This is a genomic window from Streptomyces sp. NPDC005551, assembly GCF_042871785.1.
Lineage (GTDB): Bacteria > Actinomycetota > Actinomycetes > Streptomycetales > Streptomycetaceae > Streptomyces.
On record NZ_JBIAJE010000001.1, the window covers coordinates 266,845 to 291,849 of the forward strand.

Sequence of the window (25,005 nt, forward strand, 5' to 3'; positions counted from 1 at the left end):
CGAGGAGACATCATGCTGGAAGGCTGCACTCCCTGGCCCGCGGACCGGGCGGAACGCTACCGCCGCGAAGGACTCTGGCGCGGCGAGAGCCTCGTACGACTGCTGTCCGACGCGGCCCGCGTCCACGGCCCGAAGACCGCTCTGGTGGGCGGCGGCCGACGCGTCAGCTACGCCGCACTGGAGGACCGGGCACGCCGCACCGCCGCCGGTTTCCGGCAGCACGGCATCGCCCGGGGCGACCGGGTCGTCGTGCAACTGCCGAACTGCCCCGAGTTCGTCGAGGTCTGTTTCGCGCTCTTCCTCGTCGGGGCCAAACCGGTCTTCGCCCTCCCCGCCCACCGGCACAGCGAGATCCGCCACCTCTGCGAGCTGTCGGGCGCGACCGGTTACGTGTTCCCGGGCCTGCTCCGGGGCTTCGACCACCCCGCTCTGGCCCGCCGCATACAGGACGAGGTTCCTTCCCTGCGGCGGCTGTTCGTCCTCGGTGACGCCGAGGACGCGGGCGAGGGGTCGGTCGTGCCCCTCTCCGAGGTGGACGCCGATCCCGACGAGGGACCCGCGTTCCCGGTGCCGGACCCCTCCGACGCGGCGTTCTTCCTGCTGTCGGGAGGCACCACCGCCCTGCCGAAGCTGATCCCGCGCACCCACGACGACTACACCTACCAGGTGCGGGCCGCCGGTGAGGCGTGCGGACTCGGCGACCGGGACGTCTACCTCGCCACGCTGCCCGTCGAGTTCAACTTCACCTGGGGCTGCCCCGGCGTGGTGGGGACACTGCGGGCGGGAGGGACGGTGGTCTTCGCCGACGACCCGACGCCCGAGCACTGCTTCCCCGTCATCGCGCGGGAGAAGGTCACGATCACCTCCGTGGTGCCGAGCGTGCTCCAGCTGTGGCTCGAGGGCGCCGAGTGGCTGGACGACGATCTGAGCAGCCTGCGGGTCCTCCAGGTCGGCAGCGCCAAGCTCTACCGCGAGGTGGCCGAGCGCGTCGAACCGGTCTTCGGCTGCCGCCTCCAGCAGGTCTTCGGCATGGCGGAAGGACTGCTGACGTTCACCAGGGACGGCGACCCGGCCGAGACCGTGCTGACCACCCAGGGGCGGCCCATCTCGCCGGCCGACGAGATGCGCATCGTCGACGAGAACGACAAGGTCCTCCCGGCGGGCGAGATCGGCGAACTGCTCGCCCGCGGGCCTTACACCCTCCAGGGCTACTACCGCGCCCCCGAACACAACGCGAAGGCGTTCACCGCGGACGGCTTCTACCGCAGCGGCGACCTGGCCCGGCTCACCGAGAACGGCGACCTCGTCATCGAGGGACGCATCAAGGACGTCGTCATCCGCGGTGGCGACAAGGTGTCCGCCACCGAGGTCGAGGGCCATCTCCTCACCCACCCGGCCGTGGCTCTCGCCGCGGTCATCCCGGTGCCCGACCAGTTCCTCGGGGAACGCGTCTGCGCCTACCTCGTGGCCGAGGAGGGCGCCGAACGCCCCACCTTGCCCGAGCTGAAGAAGGCACTGATGGAGCGAGGGCTCGCCGAGTTCAAACTGCCCGACCGGGTCGTCTACATCGAGGAACTGCCCCTCACCGGACTCGGCAAGGTCGACAAGAAGGCGCTCGGCGCCCTGTCGCGCGGCGAGTCCCTTCCCGAGGCGGGGACCTTCATCCCGGCCCGCACGAACGCCGGCTGATCCGCACGCCCGGCACACCCGTACGAAAACCCCGCTCCCGGAGAGGCATGGACCGTCATGGAAACCAGTAGAGAACTCGCGGCCGAGAGCACCCGGCAGGAGGTACGCGAGGTCGTCGGCGCACTCATCGGCCTGGAACCGTCCGAGATGGAGGACGACGCCAACCTCGTCCACCTGGGCCTCTCCTCCCTCGACGTGATGCGGATCAGCAGCCGCTGGCGCCGGGCCGGCACGCCGGTCGACTTCGACACCCTGGTCGCCGGCCCCACCGTCGGCGGCTGGGCCCTGCACCTGGAAGAGGTGCGCTCGCGCGCCGCCGCGGCCCCGGACGGTGCCGCGTGACCGCCCAGGGCCCCGGCGCCCCGGCCCCGCTCCTGCTGCGCGGAGCGTTCCTCTATCCCGCGGACCCCTCCGACCGGGTCCTGCCGGACGGCTCCCTGCTCGTCGTGGACGGCCGGATCGCCGCGATCGGCGAGCAGCGGGACGTCGACGCCGCGGTCGCCGCTCTCGATCCCGCGCAGCGTGCCGCGCTGCGTACCGTCGACGGCCGCCGGATGCTGGCTCTGCCCGGCTTCGTCAACGCGCACTGGCACGAACTCTTCGCCACCAGGCTGCCGTTCAACGGTGCGTTCCGTCCTGCCTCGGACCGGGAGGACCGCCCCGGTTTCCTCGCGCGGGGCGGGGACATGCACCGCACCTCCGCGATCTTCGACTCGTTCCACGACATGATCGCCGGCCTCACTCCCGACGAGGCCGAGGCAATCGCCCGCTTCTCCATGTGGACACAGTTGCGGGCCGGCGCCACCACCCTCGGCGACGTGGGCTCCGTCAACCGCCCCGAGGCCCTGGCGGCGGCCGCGGTGAGTCTGGGGATGCGGTGCTCGGTCAGCACCTGGGCCGCGGACGCCGTCTGCGCGCCGGGCGAGAGCCGCTTCCGCCGCACCCGCGACACCGACGCGCTGCTCGCCCACGTCGAGACGCTGGTCAAGCGGTGCGCGACGGACACCACGGGACTGCTCAAGGCCCGTCCGACCGCCGTCTACGGCACCAACATGACCGACGAACTCGGCCGCGGACTCGCCGAACTGGTCTCCCGTCACGACACCGGCTTCGCCTCCCACATCGGTGCGCAGCGCAATGAACCCGCGGTGATCGAGCAGTACTACGGTGCCACCCCGGTACGGCGTTTCGCCGATCTCGGACTCCTCGACGAACGGCTCATGTCGGTCCACACGGCTTTCGTCGACGACGAGGAGCGCAAGCTGCTTCTCGACGGCCGGGTCCACCTGAGCCACTCGCCGGCCAAGTACGGCGGGGCCGGTGAGTCCGCGATGTCCGAGACCCGGGTCATCCCCGACCTGCGGCGGGCCGGCCTGGACGTCTCCCTGTCCACCGACGGCCAGCCGCTGGTCTTCGCGGGCATGGCCGAGCAGATGCGCGCGGCCTGGCAGACGCACAACGAGTTGTACGCGGACTCCACCGTCGTGCTGCCCACCGACGCGCTCGCCATGGCGACCCGGACCGCGGCCCGCGGCCTGCGCTGGGACGACCGGATAGGAAGCCTGGAACCCGGCAAGGAAGCCGATTTCGTGCTGATCCGGATGGACGACTGGCGCTACGTCCACACCCCCCGGCCGCTGGAGACGTTCCTGGCCACCGGCGGTTCCAGGGACATCGACACGGTCGTCGTGGGCGGCCGGGTCCTCATCGAGGGCGGGCGGAGCGTCCTCGTGGACGAGGAGGAGCTTCTCGCCGGGTACGAGGAGGCGCTGCGCTCCTTCTCGGTGCGCTGCCTCGGCGTGGAGCCCGAGGCCGTCGACCGGGTCTACGCCCTCTCCGCCCGGCGCCGAAGCGATGGATCCGGAACGACCGCACCCGACCCGATCCAGGAGGAGAAGTGAACGCGGCACCCCAGCAGTCGTCCACCGCGCCGGCCCGCCCCGAGGGGAAGTACGGGGAGGTCGCCCTCGTCACCGGGGCGGCCGGCGGGATCGGGGCCGAGATCGCCCGGGCGCTGTACGTCCGGGGCGTGTCGGTCGGCCTGATCGACCGGGACCGGGCCGCTCTCGACGTCCTGGCCACCGAGCTGAAGGGACGTTCCGAAGGCTCGGGCGCCCGGTTGCTCGTGCTCCCCACCGACGTCTCCCGGGCGGCCGACGTGGAGGACGCCGTGGAGACGGCGGAGCGCGAACTGGGGCCCGTCGACCGCCTGGTGAATGCGGCCGGCATCCTGCGGCCCGGTCCCGTGCACGGGATGGGGGACGCGGACTGGCACGACACCCTCGCGGTGAACGCCACGGGAGTGTTCCTGATGTCCCGTGCCGTGTCGGCCCGCATGATGTCCCGCGGCGGGGGCGCCATCGTCACGGTCGCCTCGAACGCCGCCCGTACGGCCCGCACCGACATGGCCGCGTACGCCGCGTCGAAGGCCGCCGCGCAGGCCTTCACCAAGTGCCTGGGCCTGGAACTCGCCCGGCACGGGATCCGCTGCAACGTCGTGGCACCCGGTTCCACCGACACCCCGATGCTGACGTCCCTGTGGTCCGGGGACGGTGCGCGAGCCGCCTCGATCGACGGCGTCGCGGAGGCGTTCCGGGTCGGCATCCCGACGGGCCGCCTCGCCCTCCCGTCCGACGTGGCGCAGGCGGTGCTGTTCCTGCTGTCCGAGGACGCCGCGCACATCACCCTGCAGGACCTCACCGTTGACGGCGGCGCCACCCTCGGCGTCTGAGCCGGCCGGGTCGCGTCATCGCTTCGTCGACCAGAAGGGCCAACCATGGCAGAAAGCTCTCTTCCCGAGATCCACCCCTACCCCATGCCGACGGCCGGTGAGCTGCCGCGCAACACGGCCTCCTGGACGGTCGACCCGGCCCGCGCCGTACTGCTGATCCACGACATGCAGCGGTACTTCCTGCGGCCGTTCCCCGAGGGCACGTCACCGCGGACCGAGCTGGTGGCCCACACCGTGGCACTGCGTACGGCGGCGGCCGCCGCGGACGTACCCGTCTGGTACACGGCCCAGCCGGGCGGCATGACGCCCGAGCAGCGGGGCCTGCTCGTCGACTTCTGGGGCGCCGGCATGAGCGCGGAGCCGGGCCACCGGCAGATCATCGACGAACTGGCCCCCGGACCCGGCGACGTCGTGTTCACCAAGTGGCGGCCCAGCGCCTACTTCCGGACCGGCCTGCTGGACATGCTCCAGGAGGCGGGCCGCGACCAGCTCGTCATCTGCGGGGTGTACGCGCACGTGGGCATCCTGCAGACGGCGTGCGAGGGTTTCGCCCACGGCATCCGGACCTTCCTGGCGGCGGACGCGCTGGCCGACTTCAGCGCCGCCGACCACCGTATGACCCTGGAGTACGCGGCGACCCGGTGCGCCGTGGTGCTGCCCACGCGGGACATCCGGGCCGCCTTCTCCGCCCCGTCGGACGTGCGGGAGACGGCTGCCGTGGCCGGCGGCGTGCCCGCCGGGGCCGGTGAGCGGTCATGACCGGCGCCGCCATGGACCCCTACGCCTTTCTCGACCGTGCGGGCCGGGGTGGCGCCGGCACGCCGTTCGCCCTGCTGTACCGGCCCGAGTCGGGCGCTCCGGGAGCGGCGCCGCACGTGGACCTGGTCACGGGACCGGTCGAGCGGTACGCCGAACTGGCCGACCTGCCCCTGCGGGACGACGCCGCCCGCGACAGGCACGAACTGCTCGTCCTCGTCCCGTACCGGCAGATCGCCGAGCAGGGCTTCGAGCACGTCGACGACAAGACCCCCCTCCTCGCCATGACCGTCGAGGAGCAGGCGGCGCTGCCGCTCGCGGAGACGCTGTCCCGGCTCCCCGACGGCGCGTCGCATCCGATCCGGGTACGGGACGGCCACTTCGACCTGGACGACGCGGAGTACGCCGCCACGGTGCGCCGGATCCTGGACGAGGAGATCGGCGCGGGGGCCGGCGCCAACTTCGTCCTCAAACGGACCTTCACGGCCGAGCTCGAGGGGTGGTCGGTCCCGGCCGCCCTGGCGCTCTACGCCCGCCTGCTGAACGGTGCTCCGGGCCAGTACTGGACCTTCCTCGTGCATCTGGGCGAGCGCACGCTGATCGGGGCGAGCCCCGAGCGGCACATCACGCTGGACCGGGGCACCGCCGTCATGAACCCGATCAGCGGGACCTACCGCTACCCGCCCGAAGGCCCCACCGCCGAGGGCGTCCTGGCCTTCCTCGCCGACGGCAAGGAGACCAACGAGCTGTACATGGTCCTCGACGAGGAACTGAAGATGATGAGCCGGGTGTGCGAGCACGGCGGCCAGGTGATCGGCCCCCGGCTGCGCGAGATGGCCCACCTGGCACACACCGAGTACTACATCGAGGGCAGCACCACCCGCGACATCCGCGACGTGCTGAGGGAGACGCTGCTCGCACCGACCGTCACCGGCAGCCCCGTGGAGAGTGCCTGCCGGGTCATCGCCCGGTTCGAGCCCGAGGGACGCGGCTACTACTCCGGCGTGGCCGCGCTCATCGGCCGCGACGCGCAGGGCGACCGGACGACGGACTCCGCCATCCTCATCCGGACGGCGGACATCGACGGCACCGGCACCCTGCGGCTGGGCGTCGGGTCCACGCTGGTCCGCGACTCCGACCCGTGGGCCGAGTCCGTCGAGACCAGGGCCAAGGCGGCCGGACTGCTCGCGGCCCTGCACGCGGGGGAGCGCACCGACGCCGTGCCGCCACGCCCCGCCACCGGCACCCGGCCGGGTGCCGCGCACCTGCCCGGCGTGCAGGAGGCACTGAGCGCGCGGAACGGCCCGCTCGCCCCCTTCTGGCAGACCCCGCCACTCGCCCGCGGCCGGGACCTCCCCGCTCTCGACGGACGCCGGGTGCTGATCATCGACGCCGAGGACACCTTCACGGCGATGGGGGCGACGCTGCTGCGGTCGCTCGGCTGCGACGTGGAAGTCCGGCGCTTCGACGAGACGTTCTTTCTCGACGGAGCCGACCTCGTCATCGTCGGCCCCGGACCCGGCGACCCCCGGGACCTGGCACACCCCAAGATCGGGTACCTGCACGAGGTCACCGGAGAGCTGCTGGAACGGGACATCCCGTTCCTCGCGGTGTGCCTGGGACACCAGGTGCTCAGCGGCCTGCTCGGGCTGCCGCTCGTCCGCAAACAGGTGCCCCATCAGGGCGTCCAGCGCGAGATAGACCTGTTCGGACGCAGTGAACTCGTCTACTTCTACAACTCGTTCGCCGCTGTCAGCGAGACCGATGCCTTCCCCGGCGCCGCGGTGCGGCCCGGCACGGTGCACGTCGCGCGCGACGCCGCGACCGGGGAGGTGCATGCCCTGCGTGGACCGGGCTTCGCCTCCGTACAGTTCCACCCCGCGTCCGTGATGACCCGCAACGGCCGCGACATCGTGGGTGACCTGATGGCTTCCCTGCTGCTCACACCCAGGTCCACGGGGGAGCCGGTGCGCCGCCCACGCCGCGACCGCAGAAGCGTGAGGCTGTGACATGAGCGAGTTCGATCAGAAGCCCGCCGACCGGACGGCGTTGCCGGCGGCCCAGCAACCCGACTGGCCCGACCCGGTCGCGCTGCGCTGGGTGCGCGGACGGCTCGCCCAGCTCCCGCCGCTGGTCGCTCCGCAGGACGTGGACCGGCTGCACGGGCGGCTGGCCGACGTCGCCAGGGGAGAGGCGTTCCTGCTCCAGGGCGGCGACTGCGCCGAGATGTTCGACCGGGCGACGCCGGAGGCGGTGCACTCCACCGCGGAGACGCTGCTGCGGATGGCGTCCGGTCTCGAACGGGCCACCGGCGTCCCCGTCGTGACGGTGGCGCGGATGGCCGGCCAGTACGCCAAGCCCCGCTCCCAGCCGACCCAGACGTGCGGTGACGTGTGCCTGCCGGTCTACCGCGGCGACGCGGTGAACGGTCTGGCCTTCACCGAGGAGGACCGCACCCCGGATCCGCACCGGCTGCTCCGGGCGTACACCGCCTCCCAGACGACGCTCCGGCTGCTGGACTCCTATCTGCGGTCCACGGCGCCGGCCGCCCGCAGGGAGCTGTTCGTCTCCCACGAGGGGCTGCTGCTCGACTACGAGCGTCCGCTCACCCGTCTGGACGCCCGGGCCGCGGGGCGCCGCTACGCGGCCTCCGGCCATCTCCTGTGGGCCGGAGAGCGGACCCGTGACATCGGCGGCGCACACATCGACCACCTGTCCCGCATAGCCAACCCGGTGGCGGTCAAGATCGGCCCGTCGGCCGAACCCGCCGATCTCGTCGCCCTGACCCGGGTGCTCGACCCCGACGGGATCCCCGGGCGTCTCACCTTCATCGTCAGAGTGGGCGCCCGCGCGGTACGCCGGATCCTTCCCCGGCTGGTCGAAGCGGTGGCGGCGACCGGCGCGCCGGTGGCCTGGGTCTGCGATCCGATGCACGGAAACACCTACACCGCGCCGTCGGGACACAAGACACGCCACTTCGACGACATCCACGACGAGATCGTCGGCTTCTTCGAGGTGCACCGGGCGCTGGGAACGCATGCGGGCGGGGTGCACCTGGAGATGACCGGGACGACGGTGACGGAGTGCGTGGGCGGCGGATCGGGTTCCGCGCGGGGAGCCGCGGTGGCATCGGCGGATCTGGCGACGCGCTACGAGTCCGCGTGCGATCCCCGGCTCAACCGTGACCAGTCCCTGGAGACGGGACGGCTGATCGCCGGACTGCTGGCCGACCGCGGCCGTGGTGTGCCGGTGCTCGACGGCGAGCCGGTCCAGCCGGTCGTGCCGGTGCCGGCCTGACCCACGACGTCCCCCTGGGAGGCGAGCGACGTGAACGAACGGCCCGACCGGCCGTCACCCAAGCTGAGCTGGTGCGATCTGTTCTCCATGGGCACCGGCGTGTATCCGGACGTGTATCCGGGCGAGGAGGCGCAGAGTCCGCCGGACGGCCCGGACTCCGGCGAGGGCAGGAACGGGGGCGAGGCTCCGGGCGGTACCCAGGGGGCCGAGGCGAACCGGGCTCTGTAGACAACGGCTAGTGCCACTGTCTATTCTGGCGGAGCCACTCTCCCCCGAGGAGGGCGGTCTGTGCCGTTCCCCGCACGTCGGTCCGGCGTGAACCGGATGCTCGCCCGGCCGGTCTCCGGTCCGCGACCGACGTGGTCCCCGGCGCACCAGCCGGGGACCGCGCCGGTCGGCGCCCCCGCGCCGAGTCCGAGGGCACAGCAGCAACCCCCGGCCCCTGATCCGCGGGGTCCCGAAGGCACGGGACCCGCTCGGGGGCCGTGCAGCCTTCGACACAGCAAAGGGGAGTCACCGTGCTCACCAGGATCGCCGAACTCGCGCTCCGCAGGACCCGGTTACTGTTGGTGCTCGGCGCGGTAGCGGTCGTACTCATGGGCGCTCTCGGCGTCGGAGCGTTCGGCAAGCTGCTCAGCGGCGGCTTCGACGACCCCGACGCGCCCTCGGCCCGCGCGCAGCACACCATCGAGGAGAAGTTCGGCGGCGAGACGGACCTCGTCCTCCTCGTGCGCGCCTCGGACGGGAGCGCGCTCGACTCGCCCGCCGTCGAGGCACGGGGCCGGTCCCTCACCGAAGGGCTGAAGCGGGACTCCACGGTCGCCAACGTCATCTCCTACTGGGACACCGGAAACCGGGCGCTGACCTCGCACGACGGCAAGAAGGCACTCGTCCTGGCGCATGTGAGGGGCGACGAGAACGAACGGGCCGACCTGGCGGCGGCGCTGATCGACGAGTACGGCGGCGTCAGGAACGGCGTGGACGTCCAGGCCGGCGGGCTCTCCGCGGTGAGCAACGACGTGACCACCCAGGTCGGCAAGGACCTGGTGGTGGCCGAGGCCATCGCCGTGCCCCTCACCCTCATCCTGCTCGTGCTGGCCTTCGGGAGCATCGTCGCCGCACTGCTGCCGCTGGTCATCGGCATGTTCGCGATCATGGGAACCTTCGCCGAACTCTTCGTCATCGGCAGTGTCACCGACGTCTCCGTGTTCGCGGTCAACCTGACCACCGCTCTCGGCCTCGGCCTCGGCATCGACTACGCCCTGCTCCTCGTCAGCCGTTTCCGCGAACAACTGGCCACGGGAGCGGACGTCGACCAGGCGCTGCGGCGCACTGTGCAGACCGCGGGCCGCACGATCGTCTTCTCGGCGGCCACCGTCGTCGCCGCCCTCGCGGCCCTGCTCATCTTCCCGCCCTTCTTCCTCCGCTCCTTCGCCTACGCGGGCATCGGCGTCGTCATCATCTCGGCGCTCAGCTCCCTCTTCGTCGTCCCGCCGCTGCTCGCCGCCCTGGGAGACCGGGTGAACAAGGGCCGCATGCCCTGGGCCGCGCGGGTGCAGCGCGGCGACACTCCCTTCTGGGGCAAGCTGGCCGCCCTGGTCATGCGCCGGCCCGCGCTGACCGCGCTCCCGGTCCTCGCGCTGATGCTGCTGGCCGCGAGTCCGCTGCTCTCCGTCACCTTCGGCACACCGGACGAGCGGGTGCTGCCCGAGAGCGCGGGCAGCCGCCAGGTGGCCACGCAGCTCAGGGAGGACTTCCCCGCGGACGACAACAACGCGGTGCAGATCGTCGCGCTGAACGGCTCCACGGGCGCGGGCTTCCAGAAGTACGCCCGCGAACTGTCCCGCCTGGACGGCGTCGAACGGGTGGCCACCAGTACCGGCTCCTACAGCGACGGCAGGCCCGGCCCCTCGGCCCCCGCGGCCGAGGCCCTGGGCCGCGACGACGCCCAGCGTCTCGTCGTCACCACCGGCTTCGAGACGAAGTCGGACAAGGCCCAGGACCTGGTGAAGGACATCCGCGCGCTGGACCCGCCCGCGGCCACCGAGGTCCTGGTCGGCGGCCAGGACGCGCGCCTGGTGGACTCCAAGCACGCCATCGGCGTCCGGCTGCCCATCGCGGCCGGTCTGATCGGCATCACCACCTTCGTCCTGCTCTTCCTCTTCACCGGCAGCGTCGTCCAGCCGCTGCGTGCGCTGCTGCTCAACGCGATCAGCCTGACCGCCTCGGTGGGCGTGATGGTGTGGATCTTCGAGGACGGTCACCTCGCCGGCTGGCTGGGATTCACTCCCCAGCCGTTGGACACCTCGATGACGGTGCTCTTCTTCTGCGTGGCCTTCGGACTCTCGATGGACTACGAGGTCTTCGTCACCAGCCGGATGAAGGAACTCCACGACGCCGGTGCCGACCGCGAGACCGTCGTCACCCAGGGACTCGCCAGGACCGGGCGCATCGTCACCGTCGCCGCGGGCCTGCTCTCGGTCAGCTTCTTCGCCTTCGGAACCAGCGAGATCAGCTTCCTCATGATGTTCGGGATCGGCAGTGGTCTGGCCGTCGTGATCGACGCGATCCTGGTCCGTGGTGTCCTGGTCCCCGCCGTGATGCGGATCCTCGGCCGCCACGCCTGGTACGCCCCGCGGGGCCTGCGCAGGCTGCACGACCGGGTGGGCCTCACCGAGGGGGAACCGACGGAGGCAGTACGGGAGTCGGTTCCGGTCGCCTGAGCATCCGACCCGGCGCCGACCGCACCGGAGCCCTGCCGTCCGCCAAGGACCGGCAGGGCTCTCGCGCACCTGCGGCAGTGCGCCCCGGCCAGGACGCCCGGCCCTCAGGAGCGCGCGAGGAGTCCGCGTTCCAGGGCGAGGCCGGACCGGGCGACGGCTGCGCGGGGCCCCGGGGCGGCGTCAGCGCTTCGACGCGGCGACCCGTGCGCGCAGTGCCTTCTTGTCGACCTTCCCCATCGGTGTGCGCGGAAGCTCCGGCGTCGGAATCAGCCGGTCGGGGATCTTGTAGGCGGCCAGGCCGCGGCCCCGTAGGAACTCCTTCATGGCGGACGGGCGGACGTCGTCCTCGTCGAGGACGACGAACGCGTACGTCCGCTCGCCGAGCACGGCGTCCGCCACACCGATCACGGCCGCGTCCCGCACGGCGGGGTGGGTGCGCAGCTGCCGTTCCACCTCCTCGGCGGAGACCTTCTCACCGGCCCGGTTGATGACGTCCTTGGTCCTGCCGACGATCACGATGTTGCCGTCCGGCCTGCGCCGGACGAGGTCGCCGGTGCGGAAGAAGCCGTCCGGCGTGAACGAGCGGGCGTTCTCCTCGGGGGCCCGGTAGTACCCGCGGATCGTGTACGGCCCCCGCACCTGCATCTCGCCCGCCTCCCCGTCGGGCAGGGGATTCCCCGACTCGTCGACGATCCGGACCTCGTCACGCGGTGACATGGGGCGGCCGTCCGTGTTGACGGTCACCTCCTCCGGGTCGTCGAGCCGGGTGTGGGTCAGCAGGCCCTCGCTGATGCCGTACCACCGCTGGATCCGGCAGCCCAGCACCTGGGCCGCGCGGCGCGCCAGGGCCGGGTCGAGCGGGGCACTGCCCACCTGGATCAGCAGGCGGGAGACTTCGGCCGGCGGTCGTACGGAGTCGGCCCACAGCCGCAGCACCGCGGGCACGACCGTGGTCACGGTGACCGCCTCGCGGCTGATCAGCGAGAAGACGTCGTCGGGCCGCACACTCGACGTGAGGACGGCCTTCCCGCCCATCAGGAGACTGCCGAACACCCCCGGACAGGCGAGGGCGGCCTGGTGCGCGACCGGGTTGACGGCGAGGTACACCACCTCCCGGCCCACCTGCATCGCCTCCGCGCTGGCCCGCATGACGTACTCGTAGTCGTCGTGGGTCCGGGGAATCAGCTTCGGCAGTCCGGTGGTGCCCCCGGAGAGCAGGAACAACGCGGGGTCGGACGGGTCCACCCGGGGCAGCTCGACGTCCTGGGCGTCCGGCGATTCCAGCGACTCCAGCGACGTGAACTCCTGCGCGTCGCCGCTGACGATCACGTGCGGGACCGACGGGATCTCCCGGGCGACCGTACGGAAGTCGAACCCGCCGAACTCGTCCTTCACCACATAGGCGACGGCCCCGGCGTGAGCGCACAGGTGCGTGATCTCCGCCCTGCGGTGCCCGGGCAGCGCCAGCACCGGGATGGCTCCGGCCCGCAGCAGCGCGAAGACCAGGACGACGAACTCCGGGATGTTGGGGAGGTGCACCACCACCCGGTCCAGGGGCCTGATGCCCAGTCCGATCAGGCCGCCCGCCAACCGGTCCGCCCGCCGGGACAGCTCCGCGTAGGTCATGCGGCGTTCGCCGCACACCACGGCCACCCGCTCGGCGTTCCGTTCGCACGACTCGTGCAGCAGGTCACCGATCGGCCGGCCGAGCCAGACGCCTGTCCGGCGCAGGTCCGCTGCGAGCTGTCCGGGCCAGTGCACAAAACCGTCAAGCATGATCGCGTTACCTTTCGGCAGGTCGGTCGGGGCGTGGAGCGAAGGGCGCGGAGGTCCCGGTGGAGCCGCCGGTGCGCCCGGTCCGTCCGGCCGCGGGACGGCGGCGACGCGGGGCGCGTGCCTGCCGACGATGGCGGGCGGCGTCCCGGTGCGCGACGTCCGCGTGCGGCGGCGGGCGGTGTCCGGGTGCGGTGGTGCGCGACGTCCATGTGCGGTGGCGGCGGTGTCCGGTGCGGTGGCGCGCCCCGTCCGCGTGCGACGTGAGCCCGGTGCCGTGCGGCGGCGTTGCCCGCGGTTGCTGTGTCCCTCGGCATCGTCGGCGCCGAGGTCCACGGCGCCCCGATCTCTTGCCGACATCTGTCGCGGGCCCCGCGAATCCGCGGCGAGTGGAAAGCATGGTGCGGACGGAACGACGGCGGCCGGAAAGGCGGAGGGATGAGCCGGATACGGGAACGCGGCTGGGTGCGGTCGTTGATCGCCGGTGACCCTCTCGGCGTTCGGGTGGTGTGCTTCCCGCACTCGGGCGGCTCGGGGATCGCCTTCGGCGAGTGGGCCGCCGCGGTGCCGCCCGGTGTGTCGCTGATGGCCGTGCAGTACCCGGGCCGCGGCGACCGCTTCGGAGAGCCACCCGTGGACGACGTGGCCGCGATGGCCGACTGCGTGGCGGCCGAGCTGCTGCGGCTGCCGCCGGGCGACCACCTGCTGTTCGGGCACAGCCTGGGCGCGCTGGTCGCCTACGAGACCGCCCTGCTGCTGCGGGACGCCGGCGAGGAACCCCGGGCGCTCTGCGTGTCCGCCGCCATGCCGCCCGGACGCATGAACAACCGGGGTGTCCACCTGGCGCCGGACGACGAGTTCTGGGCGACCCTGTGCGCGCTGGGCGGCATCGAACCCGCGGTCGCCGAGAACGCCGAGCTGCGCGACCTGCTCCTGCCCGTCATCCGCTCGGACCTGCGGGCCCACGCGACCTATCGGCCCCGCCCCGGCACCCGTCCGCTGTCCTGTCCCGTGCGCTGCTACCACGGCGCCGGCGACCCGCTGGTGGAGCAGGGCCAGTTGGCGGGATGGGCGGGCGTCACCTCCGGGGGCTTCACGGGGACGGTTCGGCCGGGCGGGCACTTCCACGTCACGACCGACGTCGCGGAACTCGTCGCGGACGTACTGAGCCAGGGCCGGAAGTGAGGCGGCCGTGACCACCATCGCCGTGATCCCCGGTGACGGCATCGGTCCCGAGGTGATCGAGCCGGCGTTGGACGTCCTCGACGCCCTCGGCGTCGGGGCGCGGACGGACGTCCTGGACCACGTCAACGCGGAGACGTACCTGCGTACCGGAACCGCGCTGACCGGAGCCGACCTCGACCGGATCAGGTCCAGCGAGGCGGCGCTTCTCGGGGCGGTCGGGGATCCCCGGCTCAGCGACACCGCGTACGTGCGTGCCGTCCTCACCACCCTGCGTCTCGAGCTCGACCTCTACGTCAACTACCGGCCGGCCAGACTCTGGCACGACAGGCTCAGTCCGCTGCGTGACCCGGCCCGCCGGGCCATCGACTGCGTGATCGTCAGGGAGAACACCGAGGGGCTCTACTGCGGCATCGGCGGCGGTACGCGCACCGGGACCCCCCAGGAGATCGCCGTCGACGTGGACCTCAGCACCCACCGAGGTGTCTCCCGGGTGCTGGAGTTCGCCTTCTCCGTGGCCCGCAGGTCGGTGTGCCTCGTCGACAAGGCCAACGCCGTCCGCAACGGCGGACAGTTGTGGCAGCGCTGCTGGAGCGAGGCGGTCGCACGGCACCCGCACGTCGGGACGTCCCACCTCTACGTGGACACCGCCGCCCTGCGACTGGCCACCGATCCGACCGTCTTCGACGTCATCGTCACCAACAACTCCTACGGCGACATCCTGAGCGACCTCACGGCCGCGCTCGCCGGCGGCCTCGGCGTGGCGGCGTCGGCGAACCTCAACCCCGTGACCGGACAGGCGCTCTTCGAGCCCGTGCACGGCAGCGCCCCGGACATCGCGGGCACCGGCACCGCCAACCCGCTCGGGGCGATCCTCTCCGTGGCCCTGCTGGTCGAGCACCTGGGCCGGACCGAGGAGGCGGACGCGGTCCGCCGGGCGGTCGCCGCGGCCGTGGCGACCGGCCGTGTCACCCCCGACCTCGGGGGATCCCTGAGCACGAAGGAAGTGGGCGCCGTGGTCCTGGCGGAACTGCGGCGGCCGTAGCGGGATGCGGAGGCGGACACGGCCCGGGAGCAGCGGGCGGAGCAACCGACGAGGGGCGGAGACAGCATGAACGGGAACAGCACGGACCGCACGGACGGGAACCCGGAGACCGTCATCGTGGGGGCCGGTCTGGTGGGCGCGGTCACGGCTCTCTACCTCGCGCCCCGCTTCGGACCGGTCACCCTGCTCGAGAAGCGGGCGGACCCCAGGCAGAAGGACGGCGGACAACGCCGGTCCCTCGTCGTGATGCTGTCGGCGCGCGGCTGGCGTGCCCTGTCGGACCTGGGCGTCGCGGACGCCGTGCGCCGGGTGTGCGTCCCCCTGCACGGACGCCGCGGGCACCTGCCCGACGGCCGGACGCGGGTGACCCCCTACAGCCGGGACGGACAGCCCATCTGGGCGGTGGAGCGCCAACGGCTGCACCAGATCCTGCTGGACGCCGCCGAGGCGACCCCCGGTGTACGCATCCGCTTCGGACAGCGTGTGCGCTCGGTGGACCTGGACGAACCCGCGGTGCTGGTGGAGGACCGGCACGGCTCGCACCGGCTGGCGTGCCGCCGGGTCCTCGGCTGCGACGGCGCGCACTCCGCCGCCCGGGCCGCACTGGAGGCGCGCGGCACCCGGGCCGAGGTGCGCAGGCTGGATCTGGCCTACCAGGAGATCGACGTACCGGCCGGCCGGCTCGACCCGGCCGTCACGCACTACTGGCCCACCGGGCGGGCGATGTTCGCCGCGCACCCCTTGCCGTCGGGAAAACTCGCGGGTTCCCTGTTCATGCGCCTGGAGGGGCCCGCGCCGTCCTACGCGGCGGCCCGCGGCGGGCAGGACCTGTCCGAGATGTTCGCCGCCCACTTCCCCGAGCCGGCCGGGATCATCCCCGACATCGCGGAACAACTCGCCACCAAGGCCGTCTCGACCCTCACGGCCGTCCGCTGCGACCGATGGGTCTGGCGGGACACCTTCGCGCTGCTCGGTGACTCCTGCCACGCGATGGCGCCGTTCATGGGGCACGGCATGAACTGCGGCTTCGAGGACGCCCGGGTCCTCATCGACTGCCTCGACGCCTCCGCGGACTGGGCGGCGGGCCTGGCCGCCTACGAGAAGTCGCGGACCGAGGACGCCGACGCGATCTCCCGGCTCTCCTACCGGCACTACTTCACGATGGCCAACCCGCCTCGCGAGGAGACCGCCGCGGAGGTGCTGCGCGGGCGGCTGACGGCTCTCTTCCCCGACCGGTTCGTTCCGCTGTACGAGCGGTGCGCCTTCACCGAGGAGAGCTACGCCTCCGTACTGCGCGACGACGAGCGTCTCGACCGGCTCGTGGCAGATCTGCTGGCCCGGTACGGCACCGAGCTGGTCTCGGCGCCCGACGACCGACTGCGCGCCTGCACCCCTTCCCCCACCACCGTCACTTCGGAGGACTCCGGATGTACGTGATCCTGTTCAAGTCGCGCCTGTCCGAGCAGGCGGGCGAGGACTACCACACCACCGAGGAGCGGATGCAGGAGCGGGTCCGCGCCATCGCCGGGTCCGATCCGGTGGAGGTCAAGAGCTACACCGGGGAGGACGGCGAACGTCTCACCGTCATGATGTGGCGGGACGGGGAGACGCTGGACACGTGGCGCCGCGACCCCGAGCACCGGGTGGCGCAGCAACTGGGCAGGAAACGCTGGTACTCCGCCTACGAGCTGACCGTCGCCGAGGTGATCCGGACCAGCGCGCACGACAACGAGGACCCGGCCGCGGTGGCCGAGGGACAGCACTAGCAGGCGCCGGACGGCCGTGGGAACGCGCAGACCCGCGATCGAAAGACGTACGTCCGACAGGGGTTGTGGCGGCCGGACGGACGCCGACCCGAACGGCCTGACGGAGTTGTTCCGGGTGTTGGCCAATTCCTTTTCGATCTCTGGCCAACATCTTTCATCCCGGTTGTTCAACCGCACGGGCCGCGACAAGCATCGGCACGGCGAGGGGCCGTTGACCGGGAAACCACTCTTGCTGGGGGCATCTGGATGGGCTGTACCGGCGTCACATCCGCGCAGGAAGCCATGTGGCTCGCGCAGGAATTCACTCCGGACGTACCGAACAACGTGGCGACTCTCTGGGACATCGACGGTGACCTGGACACCGCACTGCTCGCTTCGGCCCTGCGGGCGGCGGTGGCGGAAGCCGACGCGCTGAAGGTGAACTTCCGCCGCGACGACCAGGGGCTGCGGCCGGTCGCCCGGGACCTCGGGGCGTGGGAGCCGTTCCGCCTCGACGTCGGCGACGCCGCCGACCCCGCCGACGCGGCCCGCGCCGTCGTCGCGGATCTCGTACGCCGGCCCTTCGACCTGGCCGAGGACGCGCTGCTGCGGATCGGCTCGATCCGGCTGGGCCCCGGCCGTCACCTGCTCGTGCTCGTCTTCCACCACGTCCTCACCGACGCGTTCGGCGTTCTCACCCTGCTGTCCGGGCGGATCGCCGAGATCTACCGCGCGCTGCGCGCCGGGTCCGCGCTGCCCGAGGGAGCCCCGAACCCGCCGGGGGACGCGGCGGCGAAGGACGCCGTCCACCGGGCGTCGGAGCGGTTCGCCGACGCCGAGCGGTTCTGGCGCGACTACCTCGCCGGAGACCTGCCCGCCGCCCGCCTGCCCGCCGGTGTCCGTCCGGGCACGGAGGTCCCCACCGGCGGGCCCGGCCACTGGGACGGCCTCACCGCACCGCAGGGGATGGCCACCCGCACCGCGACGGTCCCGGCCGGCGAACTCGCCGCCTGGGAACACGCCTCCGCCGCGGCCGGGACCTCGGTGCCCGACCTGATCGCCTCGGCCGCCACCGCGTTCCTGGGGCACATGTGCGGTCTGTCCGAGCCGCTGCTGACCATCACCGTCAATCACCGCGTCGGCGCACTGCGCCGCTCCCTCGGCCTGCTCTCCAACCGGGTGCCGCTGCGCACGCGGGTGGACCCCGCGGCCGACTTCGTGGAACTGGCCGAGGCGCTCGGACGGGAGCGGCGCCGTGTCCTGCGGCACGCCCGGCACGACATATCCCTGATCAAACGGGCCACCGGCCGTGCCGGCGACGTGCGCAGCCCGTTCGGCGCCGTCGTCAACGTGCTGCCCTCCGTCGAAGCGCTCGACCTGGCGGGCGCCACGGGCCACTTCGCCGGCGGCACCTTCGGCGTGATCGACGAGGTGATGGTCTGCGTCTACACCGACGGAAGGCCCGGCAGCGACCTGTACGTCCGGTTCGACGCGCCGCGGACGGAGTACGACGACCAGGACGTCGCCGGGCTCGCCGAGCGGTTCGTGACGTTCCTGCGTACGGCCCTGGCCGACCCGCACGCCCCGGTCGGGACCGTCTCCGCGCTGCACCCCGCCGAACGCCGCGCGCTGCTGACCGAGTACGCCGGAGCCACGGTGGCCCCGTCGCCGGCGACCCTGACCGAACTGCTGGACCGCCAGGCCCGCGCCACCCCGGACGCCGTCGCGGTGACCTTCGAGGACACCCGGGTGACCTACCGGGAACTGGACGAGCGGTCCGGCCGGCTGGCGCGCCTGCTGACCGAGCGCGGCGCCGGCCCCGAGCGGTTCGTCGCGGTCGCGGTGCCCCGTTCCCCGGAACTGGTCGTCGCGCTGGTCGCGGTCCTCAGGGCGGGCGCCGCCTACGTCCCCGTCGACCCGGACTACCCGGCCGCGCGGGTGCGGTTCATGCTCGCCGATGCCGGACCCGCGCTGCTGCTGACGGTCAAGGACACCGCGGACCGGCTGCCCCGGACGGATGTCCCCGTGGTCATGGTCGACGACGCCCCGCTCACCGAAGGGCCCCTCACGTCCGTCCCGCACCGTGTCGACCACCCCGCGTACATGATCTACACGTCGGGATCGACCGGACGGCCCAAGGGCGCCGTCGTCACGCACGCCGCGATCGTCAACCGGCTGCTCTGGATGCAGGACCGCTTCCGGCTCGACGGCACCGACCGGGTCCTGCAGAAGACGTCCGCCTCGTTCGACGTGTCCGTCTGGGAGTTCTTCTGGCCGCTGATCACCGGCGCCACCCTGGTGGTCGCCCGGCCGGACGGGCACCGTGACCCGGACTACCTCGCCGGGGTGATCCGGCGGGCCGGCGTCACGACCGTGCACTTCGTCCCGTCGATGCTGGCCGAGTTCGCCACCGAGGAGACGGCCGCCGCGTGCACCGGTCTGCGCCGCGTCGTGTGCAGCGGCGAGGCGCTGCCGGCCGAGCTGGCCGCGCGGTTCCACCGGACCTTCGGTGTGCCGCTGCACAACCTGTACGGGCCGACCGAGGCAGCCGTGGACGTCACCGCGTGGCAGTACCGGCCCGGGGCGCGGACGATACCGATCGGCCACCCGATCTGGAACACCGAGCTCTACGTCCTCGACAGCCGGCTGCGACCGCTGCCGCCCGGCGTCTTCGGCGACCTCTACATCGCGGGCGCCGGACTCGCCCGGGGCTACCACGACCGTCGGGGCATGACCGCGGAGCGCTTCGTGGCCTGTCCGTTCGGGGAACCCGGGCGGCGCATGTACCGGACCGGCGACCTGGCGCGCTGGAACGCCGACGGCGAGCTGGAGTTCGCCGGCCGCGCCGACCACCAGGTGAAGATCCGCGGCTTCCGGGTCGAACCCCAGGAGACAGAGGACACGCTGACCGGCCACCCCGGGGTGCTCAGGGCGGCCGTCGTCGCCAGGCCCGGCCGAGCCGCGGACGGAGCCGCGCAGCTCGTCGCCTACGTCGTCCCGGCCACCTCCGGCGGCAGCGGCGGGACCGGCACCGACTGGGACCTGCACGCCGGTCTGGACATCGCCGAGCTGCGCGGCTTCGTCGCGGCCCGGCTGCCCGCCCACCTGGTGCCCGCCGCCTTCGTCGCGCTGGACCGGATGCCGTTGACCGCGAACGGCAAGCTGGACCGGGCCGGGCTGCCCGAGCCGGAGTTCACCGGCCGTGCCCACCGGCCGCCCCGGACCCCTGACGAGACCCTCCTGGCCACCGCGTTCGCCGAAGTGCTCGGCCTGAGCCACATCGGGATCGACGACGACTTCTTCACGCTCGGCGGCGACAGCATCCGGGCGATCCAGGTGGTGGGCCGCGCCCGCGCCGGCGGTCTCGCGCTCAGCCCGCGCACCGTGTTCGAGTGCCGCACCGTCGCCGCGCTCGCGCAGGCCGCGACCCACGGCACCGCACCGGTGGCCCTCGCCGAACTCGACGGCGGGGGCGTCGGCCTGCTGCCGCTGCCCCCCATGGCCCGGCTGTACGCCGAGCGAGGCCCCGGCCTGGACCGCCTCGCCCAGTGGCTGGTGCTGGAGCTGCCCGCGGCCGTCGACCTCCCCGGCCTCACCGCGGCCCTGGGCGCCGTCCTCGAGCGGCACGACGTCCTGCGCTCCCGGCTGACGGCGGACGGCCTGCTGGTGCAGCCTCCCGGCACTGCCGACGCCGCCGCACTCGTCGACCGGATCGACTGCCCGGGGGACTGGGACGGCGAGGCCTGGCAGACCCTGCTGCGCGCGAAGGCGGCCGAGGCCGTACGGCACATCGACGCCCGGGCCGGGCGGATGCTCCGGCTGGTCTGGTTCCGTGGGACCGCGGGCGGGTCCGGACGGCTGCTGGTCGTGGCCCACCACCTGGTCGTCGACGGCATGTCCTGGCGGGTGCTGCTGCCCGACCTGGCCGCCGCCTGGCGCCAGGTCCAGGAAGGCCGATCGCCCGCGCTGCCGCGGGTGGGCACCTCCCTGCGCCGATGGCTGCGCGCCCTCACCGACGAGGCGGCCCGCCCCGGACGGGTGGCGGAGGCGTCGCAGTGGCGCGACCTGCTCGCGCCACCCGTCGCACCCGTGGGCTCCCGGCCGCTCGACCCCCGGCGCGACCTCACCTCCACCACGGAGACCGTCCGGGTGGAGCTCCCGGCCGACCTCACGGACGCGGTACTGACCTCCGTCCCCGCGGCCTACCGCAGCGGCGCGGACGACGTCCTGCTCACCGCCCTCGTCCTCGCGCTGGCCCGGGAGCGGCGGGGTCTCACCGACGGCACCACGGTCGTACGGCTGGAAGGACACGGCCGGCAGGAGGAACTGGTGCCGGGCGCGGACCTGTCCCGCACGGCCGGCTGGTTCACCACCGTCACCCCCGTACGCCTCGACGTGGCGGGGATCGACGTCGAGGCCGCGATCGCCGGAGGAGCCGCCGCCGGTGACGCCCTCAAGCGGGTGAAGGAGCAGCGGCGGGCCCTGCCCGACCAGGGCATCGGCTACACCCTGCTGCGCTACCTCAACGACGACACCGCCGCGCTGCTGAGCGCGTATCCGGCGGACGACATCGGATTCAACTTCCTGGGCCGTTTCTCCTTCGACCGCCCGGAGCCGGCGCCCGGCCAGGACCCCGCCCACGGCTCCGGATGGACCCCGGCGCCCGAGTGCGCCGAGTTGGTCGCCGCACCCGCCGCTGACATGCCGGCGCCCAGCGCGCTCGAACTGAACGCCCTGGTGACCGGCACCGGCGACGACGCGCGCCTCACCGCCCTGTTCACCTTCGCCACCGGAGTGCTGACCGCCGACGAGGTCCGCGCCCTGTCCGGCACCTGGTGCGCCGCCCTGCGCGGTATGCGGAGCCTGGTCGCGTCCGGCGGGCGGGGACTGACCCCGTCCGACGTCCCGCTGGTCACCGTCCGCCAGGAAGAACTGGACGACTGGCAACGCCGCTTCGGACGCGTCAGCGACGTATGGCCGCTCACGCCGTTGCAGGACGGGCTGCTGTATCACACGATGCTCGCGCGGAGCGCATCCGAGGCGTACCAGACGCAGTTCGTGTTCCGGCTCGAAGGCGCGGTGGACCCGGCGCGCCTGCGGGCCGCGGGCCAGGCCCTGCTCGACCGGCACCCGAACCTGCGGGTCGCGTTCCGGCCGAGCGCCACCGGTGAGCCCGTGCAGGTCGTCGTGGACGACGTCCCGCTGCCGTGGCGGCACGTCGACCTCACCGGCGAGGCCCACGCCACCACGCGGCTGGAGGAGATCCTCGCCGAGGAGCGGGACACCCGATTCCGCCCGGACAGCCCGCCGCTGCTGCGACTGACCCTCGTCACGCTCGGCCCCCGCCACGCCGAACTGGCCCTGACCGCCCACCACGTGCTCCTCGACGGCTGGTCGGTGCCGCTGGTCGAGCGCGAGCTGATGCACCTGTACGGCGCCGACGGCGTCGGCGCCCCGCCGGCACGCCCGCACGGCTACCGGGACTTCCTGAGCTGGCTGTCACGGCAGGACGCGGCACGCTCCGCCCGCGCGTGGGCCGAGGAACTCACCGGTGTGGCCGAGCCGACCCTGCTGGCGCCCACGACGCCCGGCGCCCGGAAGGCCGACAGCGGCAGCGGGCAGATCGACGTGCCGCTCACCGGCCAGGACGCCACCAGGCTGGCGCGCCGGGCCGCGGAGTGGGGCGTCACCCCCAACACCCTGGTGCAGGGCGCGTGGGCCATGGTGCTCGCGCAGCTCACCGGCCGCGAGGACGTGCTGTTCGGCGCCACGGTCGCGGGCCGGCCCGCCGGGCTGCCGGGCGCGGACACCATGATCGGCCTGTTCATCAACACGGTGCCCGTGCGGGTGCGGTGCACGCCGGCCGACCAGGTCCCGGAGGTGCTCGGCCGGCTCCAGGACGCCCAGGCGGGACTGCTGGACCATCACCATCTGGGGCTCGCCGACATCCAGCGCGCGACCGGGCTGAACGCGCTGTTCGACACGCTGGTGGTGTTCGAGTCGTTCCCCGTCGACCGGTCCGGCCGCTCCACGGCGGGCACGCCGGCGCGACCGGTGGTGACCGGCATCCGCCCGTACGCCCCGCCGCACTACCCGCTCACCGTGATCGCGGCGGCCGACCCGCTGTTGCGGATCTCCTTCCAGTACCGGCGCAACGTCTTCGAGCGGACGGCCGTGGAGGCGCTCGCCGACCGGCTGGTGCGGGTGCTGCGGCAGTTCGCCGCCGGATCGCCGACCACCGTCGGGGCGCTCGACGTGCTGTCCGACACCGAGCGCGAACAGGTGCTGCACGGCTGGAACGACACCGCGGTCACGCCCCCCGAGCGGACCGTCCCCGACCTGGTCGCGGCGCGGGCCGCGGCGACGCCGGACACGGTCTGCGTCGAGTTCCGCGGGCACCGGCTGACCTACCGGGAACTGGACGAGCGGGCCGGCCGGCTGGCGCACTGGCTGGCCGGGCAGGGTGTGGGCCCCGAGTCCCGGGTCGTGGTGCTGCTGCCCCGCTCGGCCGACCTGGTGGTGGCCCTGCTTGCCGTGTGGAAGGCCGGCGGCACGTACGTGCCGGTGGACCCGGAGTACCCGGCCGCCCGCGTGCGGGCCGTGGTCGAGGACAGCGCACCGGTGCTGGTCCTCGACGAGGAGCGGCTGGCCGGGGTGGACCTGTCCGACCGGTCCCCGCACCCTGTCCGGGGACCGCGCGTTCCGGTCGGCGCCGACCACGCCGCCTACGTCATCTACACCTCCGGTTCCACCGGGACACCCAAGGGCGTGGTGATCCGGCACGGTGCGCTGGCGATCCTGCTGACCGGTATGCAGGATCGATTCACCCTGACGCCGGACGACCGGCTGCTGGCCTGCGCCACCGTCGCGTTCGACATCGCCGCGCTGGAACTGTTCCTGCCCCTGCTCGCCGGCGCCCGGGTGGTCCTGGCCGGCAAGGACGACATCACCCAGCCGACGGCACTGCTCGACCTCGTCGAACGGTCCGGCGTCACCGTCATGCAGGCCACCCCCTCGCTCTGGCAGAGCCTGGTCACCCACGCGCCGGACTGTCTGACCGGGCTGCGGGTGATCTCCACCGGCGAGGCCCTGCCCCTGGCGCTCGCCGAAACCCTGTGCCGGCACGCCGCCGAGGTCACCAACCTCTACGGCCCGACCGAGACCACCGTCTACGCCGCCGCCGCCCGTCTGCTCCCCGGCCAGCGCGGCATGCCTCCCTCCGTCGGCGGCCCGGTCGCCGGCACCCGGATCCTCGTACTGGACCACACGCTGCGCCCGGTGCCGCCCGGCGCCGCCGGTGACCTCTGGATCGCCGGCGAGGGCCTGGCCCGCGGCTACCACGGCAGGCCGGGCATGACCGCGGAGCGGTTCGTGGCCTGCCCGTTCGGGCCACCGGGCGCGCGGATGTACCGCAGCGGGGATCTCGCCCGCTGGACGGTCACGGGCGAGGTGGAGTACCTCGGCCGCTCCGACCACCAGATCAAGCTGCGCGGCTTCCGGATCGAGCCCGCCGAGGTCGAGCACACCCTGACCCGCCACCCCGCCGTCCGCCGGGCCGTCGTCATCGCCCGTGAGGACCGGCCGGGCGACCGCCGGCTGGTGGCGTACGTGGTTCCGGAGACCGGCTCCGAGCCGCCCACCACGGAACTCCTGCGGGAGGCGGTCGGGGAGCGGCTGCCGGCCTACATGATCCCGGCCGCGTTCGTGACGCTCACGGAACTGCCGCTGACGCCCAACGGCAAACTCGACCGTTCCGTCCTGCCCCGCCCGGAGTTCGGCGGGGACGAGTACCGGGCTCCCCGCTCACCCCGGGAGCAGACGCTGTGCGCGCTGTTCGCCGAGGTCCTGGGCGCCGGGCGGATCGGTCTCGACGACGACTTCTTCGTCCTGGGCGGCCATTCACTGATGGCCACCCGACTGGTGGCCCGGGTACGCGCCGAAATGGGCGTCGAGATCCCGATGCGCATCCTGTTCACCGCTCCGACCGTCGCCGAACTGACCGCCCGCTGGAACGAGATGTCGGCCTCCACTCGAAAGCCGCTGCGGAGAATGACCGAAAGGTAG

15 protein-coding genes are annotated in these 25,005 nt (G+C 73.0%); 14 read left to right on the forward strand and 1 reads right to left on the reverse strand.

The genetic code is table 11. From position 1 onward, the window contains the following. Positions 1-12: 12 nt before the first annotated feature. The 9 genes from ACFYP4_RS01050 (at position 13) to ACFYP4_RS01090 (ending at position 11,196) form a co-directional block, all read left to right on the forward strand. Positions 13-1,689 (forward strand): (2,3-dihydroxybenzoyl)adenylate synthase, encoded by a 1,677-nt coding sequence (locus ACFYP4_RS01050; protein ID WP_388781503.1) that lies wholly within the window; start codon positions 13-15, stop codon positions 1,687-1,689. Positions 1,690-1,746: 57 nt separating this feature from the next. After that, the gene (locus ACFYP4_RS01055) at positions 1,747-2,031 is read left to right on the forward strand and encodes a phosphopantetheine-binding protein (RefSeq protein ID WP_358850468.1); all 285 of its coding nucleotides are present in this window, start codon (positions 1,747-1,749) and stop codon (positions 2,029-2,031) included. After that, positions 2,028-3,590 carry an amidohydrolase family protein gene (locus ACFYP4_RS01060; RefSeq protein WP_388781506.1) on the forward strand — a complete coding sequence of 521 codons (1,563 nt, stop codon included), beginning with the start codon at positions 2,028-2,030 and terminating at the stop codon, positions 3,588-3,590. The genes ACFYP4_RS01055 and ACFYP4_RS01060 overlap by 4 nt, the downstream gene beginning before the upstream one ends. Next, positions 3,587-4,420, forward strand: a complete 834-nt coding sequence (locus tag ACFYP4_RS01065) for a 2,3-dihydro-2,3-dihydroxybenzoate dehydrogenase (protein WP_388781509.1) — start codon at positions 3,587-3,589, stop codon at positions 4,418-4,420. Before ACFYP4_RS01060 ends, ACFYP4_RS01065 begins: the two co-directional genes overlap by 4 nt. 45 nt (positions 4,421-4,465) lie before the next feature. Further along, complete coding sequence (locus ACFYP4_RS01070) at positions 4,466-5,179, forward strand: isochorismatase family protein (RefSeq protein ID WP_388781512.1); 714 nt, start codon at positions 4,466-4,468, stop codon at positions 5,177-5,179. Further along, positions 5,176-7,185 carry an anthranilate synthase family protein gene (locus ACFYP4_RS01075; RefSeq protein ID WP_388781515.1) on the forward strand — a complete coding sequence of 670 codons (2,010 nt, stop codon included), beginning with the start codon at positions 5,176-5,178 and terminating at the stop codon, positions 7,183-7,185. Before ACFYP4_RS01070 ends, ACFYP4_RS01075 begins: the two co-directional genes overlap by 4 nt. Position 7,186: 1 nt before the next feature. After that, entirely contained in the window at positions 7,187-8,473 is a 1,287-nt protein-coding gene (locus tag ACFYP4_RS01080; protein ID WP_358850464.1) for a 3-deoxy-7-phosphoheptulonate synthase class II, read from the forward strand. Between the two features lie 30 nt (positions 8,474-8,503). Then, positions 8,504-8,701, forward strand: coding sequence for a hypothetical protein (locus ACFYP4_RS01085; protein WP_358850463.1), 198 nt, complete (start codon positions 8,504-8,506; stop codon positions 8,699-8,701). A 290-nt stretch (positions 8,702-8,991) separates the two neighbouring features. After that, on the forward strand, positions 8,992-11,196 hold the full coding sequence (locus ACFYP4_RS01090; RefSeq protein ID WP_388781518.1) for an MMPL family transporter: 2,205 nt from the start codon (positions 8,992-8,994) through the stop codon (positions 11,194-11,196). A 180-nt stretch (positions 11,197-11,376) separates the two neighbouring features. Here ACFYP4_RS01090 and ACFYP4_RS01095 read toward each other — a convergent pair whose 3' ends face one another. Continuing rightward, positions 11,377-12,972 carry a (2,3-dihydroxybenzoyl)adenylate synthase gene (locus ACFYP4_RS01095; protein ID WP_358850461.1) on the reverse strand — a complete coding sequence of 532 codons (1,596 nt, stop codon included), beginning with the start codon at positions 12,970-12,972 and terminating at the stop codon, positions 11,377-11,379. A 435-nt stretch (positions 12,973-13,407) separates the two neighbouring features. Here ACFYP4_RS01095 and ACFYP4_RS01100 point away from each other — a divergent pair, with 435 nt between their 5' ends. The 5 genes from ACFYP4_RS01100 (at position 13,408) to ACFYP4_RS01120 (ending at position 25,005) form a co-directional block, all read left to right on the forward strand. Beyond that, positions 13,408-14,154, forward strand: a complete 747-nt coding sequence (locus ACFYP4_RS01100) for an alpha/beta fold hydrolase (protein ID WP_358850460.1) — start codon at positions 13,408-13,410, stop codon at positions 14,152-14,154. Between the two features lie 7 nt (positions 14,155-14,161). Beyond that, positions 14,162-15,196, forward strand: a complete 1,035-nt coding sequence (locus ACFYP4_RS01105; protein ID WP_388781522.1) for an isocitrate/isopropylmalate dehydrogenase family protein — start codon at positions 14,162-14,164, stop codon at positions 15,194-15,196. A gap of 66 nt (positions 15,197-15,262) precedes the next feature. Further along, on the forward strand, positions 15,263-16,633 hold the full coding sequence (locus tag ACFYP4_RS01110; RefSeq protein WP_358850458.1) for an NAD(P)/FAD-dependent oxidoreductase: 1,371 nt from the start codon (positions 15,263-15,265) through the stop codon (positions 16,631-16,633). Continuing rightward, on the forward strand, positions 16,624-16,962 hold the full coding sequence (locus ACFYP4_RS01115) for an antibiotic biosynthesis monooxygenase (protein ID WP_358850457.1): 339 nt from the start codon (positions 16,624-16,626) through the stop codon (positions 16,960-16,962). Before ACFYP4_RS01110 ends, ACFYP4_RS01115 begins: the two co-directional genes overlap by 10 nt. A 246-nt stretch (positions 16,963-17,208) precedes the next feature. Next, a complete protein-coding gene (locus ACFYP4_RS01120) occupies positions 17,209-25,005 on the forward strand; it encodes an amino acid adenylation domain-containing protein (protein WP_388781525.1) in 7,797 nt (2,598 codons plus the stop codon).

What these genes read in the sequence shown, in the direction of transcription:
- ACFYP4_RS01050 (WP_388781503.1), top strand. Translation starts at nt 13, where the DNA reads ATGCTGGAAGGCTGCACTCCCTGGCCCGCGGACCGGGCGGAACGCTAC.
- ACFYP4_RS01055 (WP_358850468.1), top strand. Translation starts at nt 1,747, where the DNA reads ATGGAAACCAGTAGAGAACTCGCGGCCGAGAGCACCCGGCAGGAGGTA.
- ACFYP4_RS01070 (WP_388781512.1), top strand. Translation starts at nt 4,466, where the DNA reads ATGGCAGAAAGCTCTCTTCCCGAGATCCACCCCTACCCCATGCCGACG.
- ACFYP4_RS01075 (WP_388781515.1), top strand. Translation starts at nt 5,176, where the DNA reads ATGACCGGCGCCGCCATGGACCCCTACGCCTTTCTCGACCGTGCGGGC.
- ACFYP4_RS01080 (WP_358850464.1), top strand. Translation starts at nt 7,187, where the DNA reads ATGAGCGAGTTCGATCAGAAGCCCGCCGACCGGACGGCGTTGCCGGCG.
- ACFYP4_RS01095 (WP_358850461.1), bottom strand. Translation starts at nt 12,972, where the DNA reads ATGCTTGACGGTTTTGTGCACTGGCCCGGACAGCTCGCAGCGGACCTG.
- ACFYP4_RS01100 (WP_358850460.1), top strand. Translation starts at nt 13,408, where the DNA reads ATGAGCCGGATACGGGAACGCGGCTGGGTGCGGTCGTTGATCGCCGGT.
- ACFYP4_RS01110 (WP_358850458.1), top strand. Translation starts at nt 15,263, where the DNA reads ATGAACGGGAACAGCACGGACCGCACGGACGGGAACCCGGAGACCGTC.
- ACFYP4_RS01115 (WP_358850457.1), top strand. Translation starts at nt 16,624, where the DNA reads ATGTACGTGATCCTGTTCAAGTCGCGCCTGTCCGAGCAGGCGGGCGAG.
- ACFYP4_RS01120 (WP_388781525.1), top strand. Translation starts at nt 17,209, where the DNA reads ATGGGCTGTACCGGCGTCACATCCGCGCAGGAAGCCATGTGGCTCGCG.